The organism is Bacillus sp. FSL R5-0422 (assembly GCF_038610765.1).
Classification (GTDB): domain Bacteria; phylum Bacillota; class Bacilli; order Bacillales; family Bacillaceae; genus Bacillus; species Bacillus pumilus_O.
The window spans coordinates 1,133,359-1,151,857 of the sequence record NZ_CP152014.1 but is presented as its reverse complement, the minus strand read 5'-3'; the positions used below and the strand labels follow the sequence as shown (position 1 = coordinate 1,151,857).

The 18,499-nt window shown below is 42.4% G+C and carries 26 protein-coding genes and 1 riboswitch; of the genes, 9 read left to right on the top strand and 17 right to left on the bottom strand.

Annotation, left to right across the window (positions count from 1 at the left end):
* Window positions 1-27: 27 nt before the first annotated feature.
* Entirely contained in the window at window positions 28-1,206 is a 1,179-nt protein-coding gene (metC, locus tag MKX52_RS05715) for a cystathionine beta-lyase (protein WP_144470918.1), read from the bottom strand.
* Complete coding sequence (locus MKX52_RS05710) at window positions 1,203-2,321, bottom strand: methionine biosynthesis PLP-dependent protein (protein ID WP_251183683.1); 1,119 nt, start codon at window positions 2,319-2,321, stop codon at window positions 1,203-1,205. The genes metC and MKX52_RS05710 overlap by 4 nt, the downstream gene beginning before the upstream one ends.
* Before the next feature lie 79 nt (window positions 2,322-2,400).
* Window positions 2,401-2,522, bottom strand: a riboswitch (SAM riboswitch).
* 221 nt (window positions 2,523-2,743) lie between these two features.
* On the opposite strand from MKX52_RS05710, the gene MKX52_RS05705 reads away from it, so the two are divergent.
* Genes MKX52_RS05705 through MKX52_RS05695 form a run of 3 tightly spaced genes read left to right on the top strand, consistent with a single transcriptional unit; the run spans window position 2,744 to window position 4,493 of the window.
* Window positions 2,744-3,484, top strand: coding sequence for an esterase family protein (locus MKX52_RS05705; RefSeq protein ID WP_342491640.1), 741 nt, complete (start codon window positions 2,744-2,746; stop codon window positions 3,482-3,484).
* A 52-nt stretch (window positions 3,485-3,536) separates the two neighbouring features.
* Window positions 3,537-4,052 carry a YjcG family protein gene (locus MKX52_RS05700; protein WP_342491639.1) on the top strand — a complete coding sequence of 172 codons (516 nt, stop codon included), beginning with the start codon at window positions 3,537-3,539 and terminating at the stop codon, window positions 4,050-4,052.
* A 6-nt stretch (window positions 4,053-4,058) separates the two neighbouring features.
* Window positions 4,059-4,493 (top strand): GNAT family N-acetyltransferase, encoded by a 435-nt coding sequence (locus tag MKX52_RS05695; RefSeq protein ID WP_012009607.1) that lies wholly within the window; start codon window positions 4,059-4,061, stop codon window positions 4,491-4,493.
* An 80-nt stretch (window positions 4,494-4,573) separates the two neighbouring features.
* On the opposite strand, the gene MKX52_RS05690 is transcribed toward MKX52_RS05695, so the two are convergent.
* Window positions 4,574-4,831, bottom strand: a complete 258-nt coding sequence (locus MKX52_RS05690; RefSeq protein WP_342491638.1) for a hypothetical protein — start codon at window positions 4,829-4,831, stop codon at window positions 4,574-4,576.
* Between the two features lie 126 nt (window positions 4,832-4,957).
* On the opposite strand from MKX52_RS05690, the gene MKX52_RS05685 reads away from it, so the two are divergent.
* Window positions 4,958-7,270: an ATP-dependent helicase gene (locus MKX52_RS05685; protein ID WP_342491637.1), complete on the top strand. Its 2,313-nt coding sequence runs from the start codon at window positions 4,958-4,960 to the stop codon at window positions 7,268-7,270.
* 16 nt (window positions 7,271-7,286) lie between these two features.
* Here MKX52_RS05685 and MKX52_RS05680 read toward each other — a convergent pair whose 3' ends face one another.
* From MKX52_RS05680 to MKX52_RS05660, 5 genes are all read right to left on the bottom strand, one after another.
* Window positions 7,287-7,544, bottom strand: coding sequence for a stage VI sporulation protein F (locus tag MKX52_RS05680; RefSeq protein WP_003212292.1), 258 nt, complete (start codon window positions 7,542-7,544; stop codon window positions 7,287-7,289).
* Between the two features lie 138 nt (window positions 7,545-7,682).
* Entirely contained in the window at window positions 7,683-7,820 is a 138-nt protein-coding gene (locus tag MKX52_RS05675; RefSeq protein WP_003212017.1) for a YjcZ family sporulation protein, read from the bottom strand.
* 84 nt (window positions 7,821-7,904) lie between these two features.
* Window positions 7,905-8,126, bottom strand: a complete 222-nt coding sequence (locus MKX52_RS05670; RefSeq protein WP_088003120.1) for a hypothetical protein — start codon at window positions 8,124-8,126, stop codon at window positions 7,905-7,907.
* Window positions 8,127-8,212: 86 nt separating this feature from the next.
* Entirely contained in the window at window positions 8,213-8,341 is a 129-nt protein-coding gene (locus tag MKX52_RS05665) for a hypothetical protein (protein WP_260849903.1), read from the bottom strand.
* Window positions 8,342-8,412: 71 nt separating this feature from the next.
* Window positions 8,413-8,763: a DUF1360 domain-containing protein gene (locus MKX52_RS05660; protein WP_088003156.1), complete on the bottom strand. Its 351-nt coding sequence runs from the start codon at window positions 8,761-8,763 to the stop codon at window positions 8,413-8,415.
* A gap of 177 nt (window positions 8,764-8,940) precedes the next feature.
* On the opposite strand from MKX52_RS05660, the gene MKX52_RS05655 reads away from it, so the two are divergent.
* From MKX52_RS05655 to MKX52_RS05635, 5 genes are all read left to right on the top strand, one after another.
* The gene (locus tag MKX52_RS05655; RefSeq protein WP_041815417.1) at window positions 8,941-9,327 is read left to right on the top strand and encodes a spore coat protein; all 387 of its coding nucleotides are present in this window, start codon (window positions 8,941-8,943) and stop codon (window positions 9,325-9,327) included.
* Between the two features lie 44 nt (window positions 9,328-9,371).
* Entirely contained in the window at window positions 9,372-9,707 is a 336-nt protein-coding gene (locus MKX52_RS05650; protein ID WP_041815414.1) for a hypothetical protein, read from the top strand.
* Between the two features lie 88 nt (window positions 9,708-9,795).
* Window positions 9,796-10,275: a spore coat protein gene (locus tag MKX52_RS05645; protein ID WP_012009598.1), complete on the top strand. Its 480-nt coding sequence runs from the start codon at window positions 9,796-9,798 to the stop codon at window positions 10,273-10,275.
* A 146-nt stretch (window positions 10,276-10,421) separates the two neighbouring features.
* Window positions 10,422-10,913, top strand: coding sequence for a CotY/CotZ family spore coat protein (locus tag MKX52_RS05640; protein WP_012009597.1), 492 nt, complete (start codon window positions 10,422-10,424; stop codon window positions 10,911-10,913).
* A 206-nt stretch (window positions 10,914-11,119) separates the two neighbouring features.
* Window positions 11,120-11,563, top strand: a complete 444-nt coding sequence (locus tag MKX52_RS05635) for a CotY/CotZ family spore coat protein (RefSeq protein ID WP_012009595.1) — start codon at window positions 11,120-11,122, stop codon at window positions 11,561-11,563.
* Between the two features lie 35 nt (window positions 11,564-11,598).
* On the opposite strand, the gene MKX52_RS05630 is transcribed toward MKX52_RS05635, so the two are convergent.
* The 9 genes from MKX52_RS05630 to tenA form a co-directional block, all read right to left on the bottom strand.
* Window positions 11,599-12,249 (bottom strand): CotO family spore coat protein, encoded by a 651-nt coding sequence (locus MKX52_RS05630; RefSeq protein WP_342491636.1) that lies wholly within the window; start codon window positions 12,247-12,249, stop codon window positions 11,599-11,601.
* Between the two features lie 114 nt (window positions 12,250-12,363).
* Entirely contained in the window at window positions 12,364-13,140 is a 777-nt protein-coding gene (gene fabI, locus MKX52_RS05625; protein ID WP_003211867.1) for an enoyl-ACP reductase FabI, read from the bottom strand.
* Between the two features lie 150 nt (window positions 13,141-13,290).
* On the bottom strand, window positions 13,291-14,097 hold the full coding sequence (thiD, locus tag MKX52_RS05620; RefSeq protein ID WP_012009593.1) for a bifunctional hydroxymethylpyrimidine kinase/phosphomethylpyrimidine kinase: 807 nt from the start codon (window positions 14,095-14,097) through the stop codon (window positions 13,291-13,293).
* 16 nt (window positions 14,098-14,113) lie between these two features.
* Window positions 14,114-15,127, bottom strand: coding sequence for a thiazole biosynthesis adenylyltransferase ThiF (locus MKX52_RS05615; protein WP_342491635.1), 1,014 nt, complete (start codon window positions 15,125-15,127; stop codon window positions 14,114-14,116).
* Entirely contained in the window at window positions 15,124-15,891 is a 768-nt protein-coding gene (locus MKX52_RS05610) for a thiazole synthase (RefSeq protein ID WP_034322849.1), read from the bottom strand. The genes MKX52_RS05615 and MKX52_RS05610 overlap by 4 nt, the downstream gene beginning before the upstream one ends.
* 4 nt (window positions 15,892-15,895) lie before the next feature.
* Window positions 15,896-16,099: a sulfur carrier protein ThiS gene (thiS, locus tag MKX52_RS05605; protein WP_012009590.1), complete on the bottom strand. Its 204-nt coding sequence runs from the start codon at window positions 16,097-16,099 to the stop codon at window positions 15,896-15,898.
* On the bottom strand, window positions 16,096-17,208 hold the full coding sequence (gene thiO, locus MKX52_RS05600; protein ID WP_342491634.1) for a glycine oxidase ThiO: 1,113 nt from the start codon (window positions 17,206-17,208) through the stop codon (window positions 16,096-16,098). The genes thiS and thiO overlap by 4 nt, the downstream gene beginning before the upstream one ends.
* Entirely contained in the window at window positions 17,192-17,809 is a 618-nt protein-coding gene (gene tenI, locus MKX52_RS05595) for a thiazole tautomerase TenI (RefSeq protein ID WP_342491633.1), read from the bottom strand. Before tenI ends, thiO begins: the two co-directional genes overlap by 17 nt.
* Window positions 17,784-18,494 (bottom strand): thiaminase II, encoded by a 711-nt coding sequence (gene tenA / locus MKX52_RS05590; protein ID WP_012009587.1) that lies wholly within the window; start codon window positions 18,492-18,494, stop codon window positions 17,784-17,786. The genes tenI and tenA overlap by 26 nt, the downstream gene beginning before the upstream one ends.
* Window positions 18,495-18,499: the final 5 nt, after the last annotated feature.

Genomic DNA, 18,499 nt, shown 5'->3' with positions numbered 1-18,499 from the left:
GGCAGCTGTGCCGGCTTTTTCTCACCTTCATGATTGGTTGACAAGAACGGGCTTTAATTGATCGAGTGCTTGTTTGAAGTCGCGTTTGAGGTCTTCTCCGTTTTCAACTCCAACACTTAAACGAAGCAATCCATCTGTAATTCCTCTTTTTTCTCTTTCTTCTTTTGGCATAGCCGCATGTGACATTTTGGCTGGGTATGACAGAATGGATTCGACGGCGCCAAGGCTGACAGCAAATACAGGTAATGTGACAGCGTCTACTAATTCTTTGACTGCTGCTTCGTTTTCTAATTCAAATGAGAGAACGGCTCCAGCTCCGCTTGCTTGCTTTCGCTGAATGTCTGCCCCCGGATGGTCATCTAAGCCTGGATAGTATACTTTTTTCACCGCTGGATGTTCTTTCAGGAATGAAGCGAGTTTAAATGCCGTTTGGCTTGCTTTTTCTAATCTCACCTGAAGGGTTTTTAACCCTCTTAACACAAGCCAGCAGTCCTGCACGCCAAGGACCGCACCGAATGAGTTTTGCAGCGAATAGAGTTCCTCTCCCAGCTTCTCATCTTTCACCACCGCTAAGCCTGACAGCACATCACTGTGACCGCTCAAAAATTTCGTTGCGCTGTGCAGGACAACGTCAACGCCAAGGTCGAGCGGACGCTGAAGAGCCGGTGTTAAAAATGTATTATCTAAAAATGTCAGACAGTCATGTTCTTTCGCAAGCTGGACGACGCCCTCTATATCCGTAATTCCTAGCGTCGGGTTTGACGGTGTTTCCATGTAAATGACCTTCGTATTCGATTGAATGCCTTTTTTGACTTCATTCAAATCCGTCATGTCCACAAAGGTATGCTCAATGCCGAATCTCGAAAGAACTTGGGTGATCATACGAAATGTACCACCATACACATCTCTTGTGACAAGGACGTGATCTCCTTTTGATAATAGAAGAAAAGCAGTGGAGATGGCTGCCATGCCAGATGCAAAAGCAAGCCCTCTCGTTCCTCCTTCTAGCGCCGCAATCGTATCCTCTAACGCTTGACGTGTAGGAGTCCCCGATCTTGAGTAGTCATATTGACCAAAATCATCAAAGCTGCTTTGATGAAAGGTGGACGCATGCTGAATCGGCACACTGACTGCACCTGTTGAACGGTCTGTTTTGAATGCGTTATGAACGAGTTGGGTTTCGAATGTCCAATCATGTGTGGTCATTTGGCATGTACCTCCTCTTTTACTTGTGATAGTGCCTGCTTTAGGTCTGCCTTCAGGTCATCTACGTGCTCAATACCAACGGAGAAACGGAGCAGTTTGTTACACACACCGTTTGCAATGCGAATTTCCTCAGGAATATCCATGTGCGTTTGCGTCGCAGGATACGTGATAAAACTTTCAATTCCGCCAAGACTTTCAGCAAAACAAATCGTTTTCAGCTGCTTTAAAAATGGATTGACCCAGTCTTCTTCGGCTACACGGAATGACAGCATTCCTCCCTTGCCTGGGTAAAGGACATCTTGAATTTCTGGCTGTTTCTTTAAAAACTCGGCTAGCTCCTGCGCATTTGCCTCGTGCTGGCGCATTCTAAGAGCCAGTGTTTTCATCCCTCTCATTAATAGCCATGAGTCAAATGGTGATAGAACCGCTCCAATCGCGTTTTGATGCTGGAACATGTCTTCAGACAACTGCTCTCCTTTTGTGACGACAAGCCCTGCAAGAACGTCATTATGTCCGCCTAAATATTTGGTTGCGCTATGAATCACAATGTCCGCTCCAAGCGTAATCGGCTTTTGCAAAACAGGTGTGTAAAAGGTGTTATCGACAATGACCAAAGCGCCATGTTCTTTTGCAATCTTCGCTATTTTTTGAATATCCGCTTCTTGCATAAGTGGATTTGTCGGCGTCTCAATAAAGACTGCTTTTGTGTTTGTTGTGATTTTAGAGCGTAAACAGTCTTCATCTGAAAAATCATCGTAAAGAAAACGTAAGCCGTACTTTTTCCATTCGTTTTCAAACAAACGGTATGTACCGCCATATAGGTCTGATGAGACGATGAGTTCATCACCACTTTCAAATAGCGCCATGATCGTTTGGATCGCAGCCATTCCCGAACTGAAGGCAAATCCGGCCGTCCCTTCTTCGAGTGAAGCAATCGCATCCTCTACAAGCTGCCTTGTTGGGTTTTTCGTTCGAATGTAATCAAATCCGGTTGATTCCCCTATGCCTCTATGTCTGTATGCTGTTGAAAGATAAACGGGGGGACTGACCGTACCAGTCGCCTCTTCGCTACGGTTTCCAATTTGCGCTAATGTCGTTTCCACATGTTCTGTCATTTGACACCATCCTAAGTAAAAATCTGATTTCAAAACAGAAAACCCCTTCTTCATAAGAAGAAGGGGTTTTAATCGCTTCCTCTTATCTTCCAAGCAAAAAAGCTGCTTGCTGGATTTAGCACCTTGGTACATCACATGAAGTGATGCATACCGGTTGCTGAGGTTTCAAAGGGCCAGTCCCTCCACCTCTCACGATAAGAATGTGTTGTCTGTCTGTTCTAATTCTTAATACTGTAACGCATTAAATCTCATTTTTCAAGAGGAATCTGAACAATTAATTGAAATTTTCTGTATTTTATAACAGATTCGGTGTTAACTGAATTGAATGCATGTTAGCATATAGGAACAACGCTATTTTTCATGTTACAATGAATGGAAACGTTTCACTTTGTGATGAAATCGGTTAGCTGGAGGAATGGATTATGGTGAAGAAAACAGGCATTATTCAAGAAGAAACCTTACATTCAAAAGAACTTGGGGCGGATATGACCCTTTTGATCTATTTGCCAGTCAATTACTCCCCCCTTTATACATATCATGTCATCATTGCCCAAGATGGTCATGATTATTTCCGTTTAGGCAAAATAGGCAGACAGGCAGAAGAATTGATGCAAAACAAAGAAATGGAACGCTCTATTATCATTGGTGTCCCTTATGAAAATGTCACCGAAAGAAGGAATACGTATCATCCAGATGGCACAAAATTTGAGGCGTATAAACGCTTTTTAGCAAATGAACTTGTCCCTTATATTGATATGCACTATCCAACCTATCAAATTGGCTCAGGACGCACGTTTATTGGTGATTCTCTGGGTGCTACGATTTCTCTTATGACAGCGATTGATTATCCTTCTTTATTTGGCGGGCTCATTTTGCAGTCACCTTACGTTGATGATTCAGTCTTAGAAGCTGTTAAACAGTCGACAGCCCTTTCTCATTATGCGATTATCCATCAAATTGGACTGGAAGAAACGGCTGTGAAAACGACAGATGGTCAAGTGCTCGATTTTATTCAGCCGAACGACGATTTAAAGGCACTTCTTGAACAGTCAGGTGCAGATTATTTATTTGAGACATTCGAAGGGGATCATAAATGGACGTTTTGGCAACCGCTCATTGCGTCTTCGTTAAAAAGAATGCTCCCATATTCGTTAATCAACTGAATTTTGTTATAATAAACAATAATAAATACTTTCTTAATCAGGAGGGAACAAGATGAAATACGGAGTTGTTTTATTTCCATCAAAAAAATTGCAAGATATTGCGAACTCTTACCGGAAGCGTTATGATCCGAACTATGCACTCATACCGCCTCATTTAACACTTAGAACACCTTTTGAATTAACGGATCTAGAAGCGGCTGATGTCGTCTCAACGCTAAGAGAGTATGCAAAAAATGCTTCTCCTATTACATTACGTATTAAAAAATTCAGTTCATTCGCTCCTGTAAACAACGTTATTTATATGAAAGTAGAACCGAACGAAGAAATCATGGCGCTCAATGAAAGGTTGTATGCAGATCCACTTGAAGGTACACCTGAATATGCCTTTGTTCCTCATGTGACAGTGGCTCAAAAACTCTCAGATGATGAGCATTCAGACGTTCTTGGTACATTAAAGCTGAGAAAGATTGACCATGAAGAAACAGTGGATCGCTTCCACCTTTTATATCAACTAGAGAACGGATCTTGGACCGTCTATGAAACATTTATTTTAGGAGAAGAGGGTTAAGGAGATTTGAAAACAGTCATCGCAACAGCACAAACACAACGAGAAGATGCATATTACGTTCGAAAAGAAGTATTCGTCAAAGAACAAGAAGTCCCATTAGAGATTGAAATAGATGAATTAGAAGACGAGGCCATTCATTTTGTCATTTATAATGATGAAATGAAGCCTCAAGCAGCCGCTAGATTGCGCATCATTGAAGGACCAAAGGCAAAGCTAGAACGAATTTGTGTGTTAAAAGAGGCACGCGCTTTCGGCCTTGGCCACAAACTATTAGAAGCGCTAGAAACAGAAGCCATTGCGAATGGAGCGAAGGAAGCGGTTATGCACGCACAAGTCCAAGCCCTTCCTTTCTACGAAAAGAAAGGTTACAAAGCCATTTCTGAACCGTTTGAAGAAGCAGGAATCACACATGTCAAAATGACAAAAACTCTGTCTGTTTGACCATTAGAAAAAGCCAGCGCATCCATGATGCCCTGGCTTTTTCTTTATCATCGTTCGTCAATGGAAGAAAGCGCAATCATTTATATATACGTATTAATATGAACGCCTTTGCCTTCCTCCATAAACATATCTCGTACAAAGCGTTCCCGCTTTTTTTGCTGTACTTTCGTTTCTGCTTCTGCCACTAAGTCCTCTTTTTTCTCCAGCTCTCTGTATATCTTGTCATGAAAGGTGCGCGTAACCTTAGTTACTTTCGCGTAGTCTTCTTTATCCTGAGGAGCAGGACGATTGATATATTGAAAATACAGATCCGGCTGAATCGGGGCTATATATCCCATCAAGAACGCCTCCTTTGCTTCTCTTCTACTCTACTATTCCCTAATTATGACTGTTTGAAACACGTCTCATTTGATATGATTAGATGTGTTTCTTTTTAAGATTGATTAACTATTGGAGGACTAGCTTTGAAATGCGCACGACGACATGATCGAACGATCTCATTACATACGTATTCGAGAGAACATTATCAATTCCTCCATGACGAGGGAAAAAAAGGGCACTTATTCTGCCCATATTGCGGACAACCCATCTTTTTCAGATTAAATATACATGAAGAACCTGCCTTTATTCATAAACATATGTCTCAGCAAGAGATGTGTGAACAAGCAGAAGAACAAGAAGTTCAGAAAAAACACGCAGAACAAAAGGAAAGTGCTTCTTATAAAGAACGTGGGGGCTTCCGTTTTCCAACAGGCAAACAAATCATCTCGCAAACGAATGATTCATATGAGTGGCAGGAACCAAGGTCGATTCAATTTAGCGATGCGTTACATTTAGAAGAGAATGAACAAGCACATACCATCGATCTCTTTCCACATATCACCTTTAGCACACCGCAGCTTCAAGCTGTCACACATAAAGACGGTCCAATGCTTGTACTGGCTGGCGCTGGTAGCGGGAAAACAAGAGTCCTGACAGCAAGAGCGGCTTATCTCATGTCACATCATCACATTCCTGCTCACCACATCTTACTCGTGACGTTCACCACAAAAGCCAGCAGTGAAATGAAAGAAAGACTGCGCAAGCAATATCAGCTGCACCCATCACAAGCAAGCCAAGTGGTGACAGGTACCTTCCATAGTCTTTTTTATAAAATGCTGCTTCACGATGACGCAAACAAATGGAACGGCCAGCACCTGATCAAGTTTGATTGGCAGAAAGAGCAGTACATTCGGAAAGCCATCATGAATGAAGGACTTAATGAAAAAGACTACCCTACCGATCAAGTCCTGCAATCAATCGGCTATTGGAAAAATGCTTTTTTACCAGGTGATCTTCCTGATTTGAAGGATGAAAAAGAAAAACACATGTGGACGATCTATCAATCTTATGAACAGCAAAAACGAGACAATCAGCAATTTGACTTTGATGACATGGCGATTGCCTGCTTGCACATGCTGACAGAACAGCCTAAACTGCTGAAACGGTATCAAGACCGGTTTCACTATATATTGGTGGATGAATTTCAAGATATAAATCCAGTTCAATATCAATTGATTCAGCTATTAGCTGGAGAATCTGAGCAGCTATTTTGTGTTGGTGATGATGATCAAGCCATTTATGCCTTTAGGGGCAGTAATCCTGCTTTCATTCTTGAATTCAAACGGGACTACCCTTCGGCTCAGATTGTCCATTTACATGCCAATTACCGCTCGCATCATACGATTGTCGCAAGTGCCGATGCCATTATTAAGAAAAATCAGCATCGTTATGAGAAAACATTAAAAGCCGTCCGATCGGAGACAATCCCTCCTACGCTCTTTTATCCATATGACGAGGAAGAGGAAGCGACCATGATCGTGGCAGATATTCAGGAGAAAATTAAAAACGGCGCAAAGCCGAATGATATCTGCGTGCTCTTTCGCACCAATACGGGAGGCCGTGCGATTTATGAGCGTCTGCATCAATCTGCGATTCCGTATGAGACGGAGGCTGGTGTCAAAGCCTTCTACAGCAGACGAATTGTTCGAGTTCTTCTCGCCTTTCTCTCTTTAAGTCAGGATGCTGATGATGTGGCCGCTATGAAACAGCTGCTTCCGGTATTCTTTTTAAAGCAGCAGACCTTAAACACAATGAAGGCACTGACCATTACGGAAGATTGTTCAATGGTCGACGCACTCGGAAAACTAACAGATATTCAGCCGTTTCAACAGAAAAAGTTACAATCCATTGTCCCTCTGTTCCGCACGTTACGAAATTTAAAGCCGTCTGACGCTGTGGCATTTATTGAACAAAAGATGGGACTAGGTGATTACTTAAAAAAACGAGTGAATGATACGAATGTGCTTGAAAAAGGGACGGATGACGTACGAGATGTGAAAACTGCTGCCAAACGCTTTGAAACGATAGAAGCCTTTCTCGCACATGCCGAACATATGAAGTCTGCCGAAAAGGAAAAAACAGACGAACCTGGTGTTCAGCTCATGACGATCCACCGTGCAAAAGGACTGGAATTCCAAACGGTGTACATCACTTGTGTGGTCGACGGAGCACTTCCACATGATTTCTCACTCGATGAACTCAGAAACGGTTCTGAAGAAGCCTTGGAAGAAGAGCGACGTTTATTATACGTGGCTATGACAAGAGCTGAACAATCTCTTTATCTATCGGTTCCATCGTTTAGACGTGGGAAAACCGCTCATCGCTCGCGTTTTTTATATCCCCTTCTAAAGAAAAACCGAGCATTATTCACAGAAAAACAACAGGCCCCCCTTTAAGCGGAGAGCCTGTTGTTTATTTTTTGTTGTTCATCATTTTAGCGATGGTATTGAAATCAAGCTTTTCTTTTCCACTTGTAATCGATTGAACGATTTTGTCTTCCATTTCTTTCGGTACACGTTTATTTGCAAGCTGTGCTACTTTTTTAATGACGCCTCGAACCGTTGCTTCATCTTTAAAGTTCGCATTTTGCAAAGAACCTGCCAGTTTAAAGACATCGTTCATATTCACACCCGTTTTATTTTCAACGCTTTTAAAGAATTTATTATCCATTCATATGCCTCCTCTTTGTGGAGTAATCACCTTACTATATGAAAATAGGCGAGATATGTGCCTATCCTAAAGCCTTGTTTGCCCAAAGAGAAAGGAAAGCAAAAGGCTCCCCCATTGCTTCCCTCACCTTCTTACTGTTTAGTTAAAGAAAGAAGCACCAACGATGATTAGAAGGATGAAAAGCACAACGACAAGAACAAATGTTGATCCATATCCGCCGCCGTAACCTCCGCCGTAGCCGCCGCAAGAACCGCCACCGTAACCGTAACAACTCATATATAAGCACCTCCTCTTCTCCCTTACAAAATATGAAAAATACAACAAATGGTTTGGACGATCACATAAAAAAGTGCGGAATTTTTATTTCTGCTGTTTAAAGACGTAATCTGCCTCTCCATGACGCACCATGAATGCTTCTGTTTCTTTTGCAAAAGCATCCATCTTCACGCCAAATGCTTTTAAATGCTCTTCAAGATCCTGCGCTTTATCCGCTAGATCCATTTCAACCTTTTCGTGCGCTTGCTCTTTCCCATCATGGGGTTTAGTGAACAAGGAACCGATTAATTGTTCGAATGCATCCATTCTGGTCACCCCTTCTCTCTTACATATGCATCACTCAAAAAAAGGGCAACAAAAAAACCGGATAAATCCGGCTTTTGTTTTCTCTTCTATTGAGGTTTCTTTTTCTTTCCACAGCCGCAGCCTGCTTTTTTGATTTTCTTCGTATAAACAGATTGTTGATTTGACTGCGCTGGATAACCTTGAAGCATATGTGACGGCGTTTCAGTTGGTTTCATCGCAACCCTTCCTTTCCTATTCCATGATAGTATATGCATGTTTTGAAAGCGTGTCTGATGAGAATGCCTGTTTATTTCACCAGTTTTGAGACAATTGCTTCAATAATGCCTGCTGCTGCGGCAATGGCTAATAGTAAATTAAGCCACATGCTGATGACAGGAAATAGTATGTATATCAGAAGTAATGCAGCAGTGCACCACATACCAGTACACCAATAACAGCTTAACAGCTCTCCTATCCAAGACCGCAGCCCTTTCCCTTTAATGATGATATATGTCTCTACTTCACCTTGTTCATTGACCTCTTCTTGTTCTTCATGAAATAAACGGCGGAAAGGCGCAGTAATGGTATCAAACACAATGAGCCTCGTCAGTCTAAAGGATGCGAGGGCAAACACGAGAAATGACAAAGTACCGCTCAGGAGCCTCCACCTCCTTCTTTCTTCTTTTTTGCGTCCTTTCTTTATATATGCAAAAAGAAAGACCGCCATGATGAATCGAGCGGAAATAAAATTGGGTTGTACTTTTTCACACTTTCCGATTCCACCTTGAGCCTCTGCTGCATTAAATAATGTATAGATAAGAAAGGAGTGAAAGTATTGTCTATTGAAGAAAGTGCTGATTTATTATACACACAACTGTTAAACGAATTAATCAGCAATTATGATGATTTCATTGAGATCAAAGATTCCGAAAATGTCACGATTCATAAAACAGATGTAACAGCCGCACTCTCCCTTCAAGCGACCGTAACGACAATCATTACTCTTTTAATCCAACTTCTTGTACCAGACGATGAATTGGCTACAGAAATCACAGATCAGCTTTTAGCCACACAACAAGTGACAGTCCAAAAGAAGACTGTGATCCAAATCATCAATTGCTATAACGTCACGATTACATTATCAGACGCATCTATTATGAACTCTGTCCAAATCCTCACTCAAACATTGAATGTGCTATTAGTTGAAGCCGGCATTCTTTGACCCTTTCTTTTTCTAACATTATGTATGAAAGAGGTGAAATAATCGTGGCTGAAGAGAACGAAAAAAAGGAATTTCAAATCAATACCGAGGTTGATCCATTAACGAGTCTTCTTGTGAGTGATATTTTAAACAAAAACAATATCACAGATGATCAGAAAGCAAACATTTCAGATGATCAAAGAAGAATGATTTTGAAATTAGTTGAGGACTTACAAAAGAAAGCAGATGACTTCGTACAGCAGCAGCAGGAGAAAAAAAGGCAGGCTGAGGCAGCAAAACATGTCGAAGAAGTAGCGCCTGAACCGCAAGTACGTCCAAAACGAAATTCACTTCGAGATCGTATTCAGCAGCGCCGTGATGCGCAGCGAAACAACGATTAAATAAAAATGGGTTGCGTGATAGGGTAAATGCCCGAGACAAAACGACGCATGCCAGCATTTAATAAAGTAAACGGAAGGAGGAATAGAAATGGATTCTAAACCATATTCTTGGGTCGCTCTAGATCGTAACTGTACACACCACGGCGATTACAACTATGAAAGAAAAGCTGTTTGTGACGGCAACTATTATGATGATGAAGACGTCTTGCAAGATTTTGATCAAGTGAGTGTGACAAAGCAGACATCTGAGGAAGTCATTATTGTTAGAGACTCTTGTGACATTAATGTCTCTTCTGTTGATGCACAAGTTGCAGCATCTATCCAAGTAGCAGTTCAAACAGCGATCATTACCATTACAAACATCTCAATCGCAGACGGTGATTTAGCTGACCGCGTTACACAAGATCTCTTACAAGCCGCTACTCACAAACAAACAAACCGCCAGAAACTTGTCATCGAAAACTCTAGAAACGTTACAGTATCAACTATCGATGCGGATATCTCGATCGCGATTCAAACACTTACTCAAACACTTGTTGCGACAATCGTTGCAATCGGTATCCTCTAATGTCCAAAAGCAGAGCGAAAAGCTCTGCTTTTCCTTTTATAAAAATACAACAAATATAAATGGTCATTTACCCACACCAACTAGAGGGCGCATACATATGTTGTTAAGGACTAAAGTCAAATACCTTGTTAAAGGAGCTGAAATCCATGAGCTGCGGAAAACACCATGGCCGACATGATGAAAACTGTGTATGCGATGCGGTTGATAAGATTTTAGCAGAGCAGGAAGCTGTAGAAGATAAATGTCCTACAAGCTGCTACAGTAATTTATTAAGCCCGACAGTTTCTGGAAAAGATACCATTCCGTTTTTACTTTTTGATAAAAAGGGCGGATTGTTTTCTACTTTCGGAAACATTGGAGGATTTGTTGACGATTGCCAATGCTTCGAATCCATTTTCTTCCGGGTTGAAAAATTAAACGACTGCTGTGCTACGTTATCTGTATTAAGACCTGTTGATGTACACGGACATACGCTGAGCGTTTGTCACCCTTGTGACCCTGACTTCTTTGGTTTAGAGAAAACAGACTTTTGTATCGAGGTTGATCTAAACTGCTTCTGCGCAATCCAGTGTTTAAATCCAGAACTAGTAGACAGAGTCATGCCAACGAAAGATAAAAAGCATCATCACCACGGCTAAACCGATCGTCCGTTGACCTAACTTGTCATGAGTCAAAGCATCCCCTTCCTTACGAATGACAGTCAATCGTGCGGAGCAGTCAGCATAAGAGCTGCCGCTTCCGCATTGATTGAAAGTAAGAAGTATCAACCGGCAAAACAATAAGCTTGTAGATGATGACAGTGCTCAAACACTCAAACAAATTTCCTAGTATAGGAGGGTTGAATATGAGCCGCAAACATTCATGGAATTGTGTAGCAGAGGCTGTTGAAAATATTAACGACTTGCAAAATGCCGTTGAAGAAGAATGCCCGACCAGCTGTTACAGCAATCTCCTTTCTCCATCTCATTCATTAGGTGACACTGTCCCGTTTGTTCTCTTTACATCTAAATCAAAACCATTCGTCGCATTCGGTAACGTCGGAGAAGTAGATGCAGGTCCTTGCTTCAGCACTACATTTTTCAGAGTCGAACACATCTCTGACCACTGCGCAACACTCAGCTTGCTTATCGCATTTGACAAAGACCGTCATATTTTAGATTTTACAGATAAAGATTCCGTATGTGATGTGTTCCGATTAGAAAAATCGAAGTATTGCATTGAAGTAGATCTAGACTGCTTCTGCGCAATCGAGTGCTTAAATCCACGACTCATCAACCGTAACTGCTAACAAAAAAAGTCCCTCTATGGGACTTTTTTTATTTGTTAAAAACCAAGCGGATGAATCGAGGAAATGTCATCTATTGCTAATTCAACTGGATTTCCCCCGCCCGCTGTTCGAATGAGCACTGTATCTTCTTTTCGATCCATAATAATCCCTCTATATGTTTTACCATCAGCTTCAATCAAGCAAAGGGCTCTTGGCATATTATGAGGCAGGCTTGTGAGAAAATCGACTTTTTCGTCAATGCTCATCTGACTTAAAGGCTTTTTCACTCGTTTGCTTCTAGGTTCTTCTTTTGTTTCATGAAATACACCTTCTGGCGGCTTTTCCTCTTCTCGCTGGGGTTTTTGTTCTTGTATAAGCTCTGGTTCTTTTGTGATGTCTTTTTTTTGAGTAAGCTCTGGTTCTTTGAAGATATCTTCGTCTTGGGTAAGATCTGCTTCTCTCACCATGTTTTGCTCTTGCTGACGCGCAGGCGGCTCGACTTCTTTTTTCTTTTCGATTTCTTGAGCAACGGGTTCCTCGTGCGTACTTTCTTCCATCTTGTCTTTTTTACTCTTAGACATTTCTTGTGGTTTTTCTGATTTCTTTCGTTTTCTTACGATATTTTGCATGGCTGGCATTGATTCATCATAGCTCGGCTGAACAATATACATAAGCGGCTTCTGGTTCTCATCACCTTTATTTGACATACTAATCCCTCCTGAATGATTCATTCCTTATATATATGAGCGGACGCCTTAAATCAGAAGAAAAATAAAAAAACAGCATACCCTCATTCGGTATGCTGCAAATCATTTATTTGTTTAGCGAGCAATGATATGGAAGCCAGAATCAACATGCAAATTCTCACCTGTCATGCCGCGTGATAGATCGCTGAATAAGAATAGAGCTGTATCGCCAACTTCTTCAGGAGTCGTTGTACGGCGAAGCGGTGCACGCTCTTCAATATCCTTCAGAATGGTATTGAAGCCACTGATGCCTTTTGCAGACAGCGTACGAATGGGGCCAGCAGAAATACTATTCACACGGATACCTTCTGCGCCTAAATCAGCTGCTAAGTATTTCACACTTGCTTCAAGTGCTGCTTTTGCTACACCCATTACGTTGTAGTTAGAAACCACACGCTCTCCACCTAGGTATGTAAGCGTGACGATGCTCCCGCCTTCTGTCATCAATGGACGTGCTGCTTTTGCTACAGCCGTTAAAGAGTATGCACTAATGTTGTGCGCCAAAAGGAACCCTTCACGATTTGTATTTAAGTATTCACCGACAAGCTCTTCTTTGTTTGCAAATGCAATCGCATGCGCAACGCCATGAATGACTTGTACTTTTTCTTTAATTGTAGCGAAACATTTTTCAATTTCTTCATCACTTGTCACGTCACATGGAAGAATGATTGAATCATCGCGCTCAAGTGTGCTTGCAAGTTCTTTTACAGATTCAGCAAGACGATCTCCAACATAAGTAAAAATCAAACGAGCTCCAGCTTCGTGAAGTGAGCGAGCAATTCCCCAAGCGATGCTTCGTTTGTTGGCAACACCCATTACCACGATATTACGGCCTTCTAAAGAAAAGTTCATATGTAATAAAGCCTCCTATTTTTTCAAGACATAGTATTAGTACCTGATCATAATATTATCACAGATCACGAGAGAATGACAATTTCCGCTGAAAGAAAGTTTCTTTTTCATCAAAAAACCGTCCTCTCAAGTGAAGACGGTTCGATTCTTTTATCGTTTGAGCCGGTTTTGCTGATATGCAAAATGGTTGGTAGGTCCGTGTCCAGCTCCAATATTCAAAGGAAACTTGATGGCTTCATGGACAAAGGTTTCTGCTGTGTCAAAAGCCTCCCTCATGGAGTATCCTTTCGCAATTTCAGCTGTTAATGCCGCTGCAAACGTGCAGCCTGTGCCATGCGTATGCGGAGTATCAATATGTTCGTTTGTGACTTCTATAAAGCCCTTTCCATCATACAACAGGTCTGTAATCTTCCCGCCAGATGGACCGTGACCGCCTTTGATCACGACATGTTTCGTACCAAGCTCATATAAACGCTCCGCTGCTAGATAGCGATCTTCTTTTGTCTGAATATGCATGCCTGTCAGTACTTCTGCTTCAGGTAGATTCGGCGTTACGGCATAGCTGACAGGCAGCAAGTGTGTTTTCAACGCTGATACCGCATCTTCATTTAATAAAGAAGCACCTCCTTTTGCTATCATCACTGGATCGACAATGAGCTTCATGTCATATTGAACCGTTTTATCAGCAACTATCTTGATCATGTCTGCGCTCCACAGCATCCCTGTTTTGACGGCATCTGGCAGTAAATCCTCTGCCACTGCATCAATTTGACTTTCTAACGCCTCGTTTGACAGCGGATATACCCCGTGAACACCTAATGTGTTTTGTGCAGTAATCGCTGTGATCGCAGACATTCCGAACACACCGAGCTCCTGAAAGGTTTTTAAATCAGCTTGAATGCCTGCTCCGCCGCCAGAATCAGAACCTGCAATTGTGAATGCTTTTTTGATCGTCATTTCTTCACACCTCTCATTAACCAATCCATTGATGATAAATGGTTCTTGCTTTGGCAATATCATTTGTGCCATGGACAAGTGCTCTACCGTCTTTAAACAAGACAAGCTTATATTCACCCTTTTGACAGGAAAGCAAATACGGATTTTCAAGGACATCCATCCCTGCTTTCTTTAATCGAAAAGCCACTTCTTTTAATGACGGCGGAGTTTCGGCTGCACTTCGGATTTGGACCGTATTGCGGCCGCATAGTACATCTGCCTTTGCTCTCTTGTCATAGGAAAGAAAAGGATATGTTTTCATTCCGCAACTTGGACATTGTTTTTTCTTTAAGGAGCTGGCTGATCGAATGTCAGAACGCTCATTGCTCCATAAATCAAAGGATCTTAAAATCGGCGTCACTTGATGACCGGTTAAATACTTCAGGGCATCTGCCACTTGATATGATGCGACCTGCTGCACAACTGGACTAATGATACCGGCTGTATCACATGTCATGCCTTGTGCAGGTAAATGTTCAAGCAGGCAGTGTAAACACGGTGTTTCCCCAGGAATGACAGTAAATTGAATACCATAGCTGGCAACGCAAGCTCCGTAAAGGAATGGAATTTGATGTTTGACAGCCGCATCATTAGCGATCATTCTCACCTCAAAATTATCCGCTGCATCGACAATAATTGAAGCGCCGACGACTAGTTCATCAATCTGTTCAGCGGTCACATCGACGACGATTCCTTTGACCTGCACGTCACTATTTATCTGTTTGAGTCTTTTTTCAGCCGCTACGGCCTTTGGCAGCCGATCCTGCACATCTTGCTCTGTGTAAAGCTGTTGACGCTGAAGGTTACTCCATTCAATATAATCTCGATCCAAAATGGTGACAGATCCAACGCCAGCACGAACGAGCATTTCCGCACTAGCTGTTCCAAGCGCTCCTGCGCCAATAATGACGGCCTTGGAGTCATTTAACCGCTTTTGTCCCTCTGTGCCAATTGGCTGAAAGAGCTCTTGGCGTGAATAACGTGTGCTCAAAATGCCGGCATTCCTTCCTGCGGACTGCTTGCTGTCCCGTAGTTTTTCAATGGAATCCGGCCTGCCTCAAAGCCTAGCCTTCCTGATTCAATCGCCAGTTTCATGGCTTTAGCCATCTTCACAGGGTCTTTTGCACCTGAGACAGCTGTGTTCAATAATACAGCATCAGCCCCTAGCTCCATCGCATAAGCCGCATCCTTTGGAGAGCCTACACCAGCATCAATAATCACCGGTACTTTCGCCTGCTCGATAATGAATGAGAGATTCAGAGGGTTTAGTAAGCCTTGCCCTGAACCAATCGGTGAAGCACCTGGCATAATAGCATGGACACCAAGCTCTTCTAATTTTCTTGCCAATACCACATCATCCGATGTATATGGCAGCACGATAAATCCTTCTTCGAGTAGCATTTCAGATGCTTTTAACGTTTCGACTGGATCTGGCAGAAGAGACCTTGAGCAGCCAATAACTTCTACCTTGATCATGTCACACAGTCCAGAAGCCTTTGCTAAACGAGCAATACGAACTGCCTCTTCCGCTGTACTTGCACCAGCTGTATTCGGAAGCAGCGTATATTTAGATAAATCAAGCTGCTCCAAAAAATTGGGCTGAGATGCTTCGAAAATGTTCATTCTTCTCACAGCAAAGGTTAATATTTCTGCTTCTGATACGTTCACGGCTTCTTTTTGAACTTCAAATGATGGATATTTCCCTGTACCAAGTAATAATCTAGATGTGAATGTTTTTCCGCCAATGTGTAGCATGTTGTCATCCTCCTCCTACAAAGTGAACGATTTCGATCGTGTCATTAGGTTGAATTTTCACTTGTTGAAACGCTTCTTTATCAATAATTTCTTGGTTCTTTTCTACAATCACTACTCGATTTTCAAGCTGATAGTCTGTTAGCAGATCATAGATCGTTCCATTCTCTTGATCGAAATCAACGATTCTGCCATTCAATTGAATTTTCATACAAATAGTGCCTCCTTTCGGCCAATACGAAATGCGTGAAGCCATTCCTTTTTGACCGGTTTACCTATTATCAGGTCGCGAATGATCTCTCCAGTAATCGGGGCAAGTAAAATACCATTTCTGTAATGCCCTGCGGCAAAAAGGATGCGCTGATCTTCTGGATGTCTACCAATGTAGGGATGCCGGTCATTTGTCGCCGGACGAAGGCCAGCCCAGCACTGATCAATCGGCATCTCCTTGATTGAGGGCATCAGCTGAGAAGCTTTTTGAATGACAGCTTCAATGCCCCCAAGCGTCGGAACAGTTTGCCACTCGTTTGGCTTCATCGTTGCGCCAACGACCAGTTTGCCGCTATCTCGTTGAACGATGTAACAATGATCATGGTAAATGGTGTGTTCGAGTGCTGGACCCTGATTCCATACAGACACACATTCTCCTTTTACTGGATAAAGAGAATGAGATAATCCAAGCTCTTCAAAAAAACGGCCAGACCACACACCACTCGCAACAGTCAGGTCATCACATGTGAATGTTCCCACTGTTGTTCTAATCGCTAATGCTTCTTTCTCCCGCTTCACTTCAATCACGGGTGTACACTCTTTCACTTCTGCACCGTACATGACCGCTGCTTTCCAAAATGCCCGGCATACGGCATAAGGTTCAACATGAACATCTTCTTTAATCAAACCTGCTCCTAAGATGTTCTCTGCCATTTGAGGCATGCATTTTTTTACGCTGCCTGCGTCTATCCACTCAAATGTAGACAAATGCTGCATCCGGCAAAGTGCTTGTTTCTCCTCTTCTGTAAAAGCTACCTTCATGATACCGCCCACTGATGTTCGAATATCAATGCCAGATTCATGCCGTAGATCGACTTTTAACTTCTCGTACAATGCTTGGCTTGCTCTGCCTACTTGAAAAAAAGTATCCTCATAACCATCTCCTTCAGCATGTGCACCAAGCATTCCAGCAGCCGCACTTGTCGTTTGCTTCCCTACTTCACTCGCTTCAAATAAGACGACCTGCTTTCCTGCTTTTGCAAGGTGATAGGCAATGGACATCCCTATGATTCCACCACCAATGATTGCCACATCATAATGCTTCTTCATAAGGATTCTCCTTTACTTGTTTAGAAAATGCTTGTGCCATTTTGCGCGGCTGATGATGAGTAAAAATTCCAGACATCACCGCTATCCCTTTCACATTCACGTGTCTCAATTCTGGAACGCGCTCAGGTGTCACTCCACCGATCGCTACAACTGGAATAGATAGTAGAGATGTCAGTTCTTTCACAAGCTGTACGCCTCTTGCCTGAAGTCCTGGTTTACAAGTGGTGTCATATACGTGCCCAAATATGACATACTCTGCTCCATTTTTCTCAGCTGCTTTCCCTTCTTCAATCGAATGAACTGAGACGCCCGCATGAAGGTGTGGGAATTTTTCCCGCAGCTCTTTTGGCGAAAAGCTATGACCTGGGAGATGTACACGGTGAATATTAGTGAGTAGCGCAACGTCTACTCTGTCGTTGATAATGAGCTTTTCTTTCGGAACACCTTCTAAAAGGAGGCATTTCACGAGATCAACAAGCTCACTTGCTGTTTTAGACCGTTCCCGGATATGAATAAAATCGACTTCAGATGCAATGGCTATTATTTGTTTGATCAGCTCTTCTGCAGGAAGCGAATCATTTGTCACTGCGTGGAGTTCCATTTGCACCAACCCCATCTAAGCATGCTGTTTGCCACATTTCTTTTTGATACGCCATCTCCCAGAAATGGTATTCGTAATAGCTAGAAATCACAAAATTTTCTTTCATATTGGCCCGCACATGTTCTGGTGCTTTTTCGGCTAGTTCATCAAAGCGGTTGACCTGTTCAAAGACGAGCTCCTTAAACCAATCCCCTCCATATGTCAAAATCCATTCTTGATAAATCGGATGGTCAGGTGTAGTTTGTTTCAGCTTTTCACCCACCTCATAATAAAGCCAGTAGCACGGCAATAACGCAGCCAATATCTCTTCGAATCGTCCGCTTTTCACAGATCGGTACATGTGAGAGGTATACGCATAAGCAGTGGGAGAAGGCTTAAAGTTCTTGATGGCTTCATCTGATATCTTTAAAAGCTCTGTAAATTTTCTATGCAGCGATAGCTCCGCTTCATACGTTCCCTGCGCATGATACGCCATTCTGCCCGTCGTATGTAAGTCCTCACTAATCGCCGCTCCATATGCTTGCACCTTTGCAAAATGAGTTAAATAATATGAATCCTGCATCACGTAATACGTGAAACGATCGAGTGACAACGTGCCATCTCCAATTCCTTTCACAAAGGGGTGTGTGAAGCTTCCATTCCACCATGTTGCCGCTGCTTCTTTACATTCAGTTGAAAACGTCATATTTC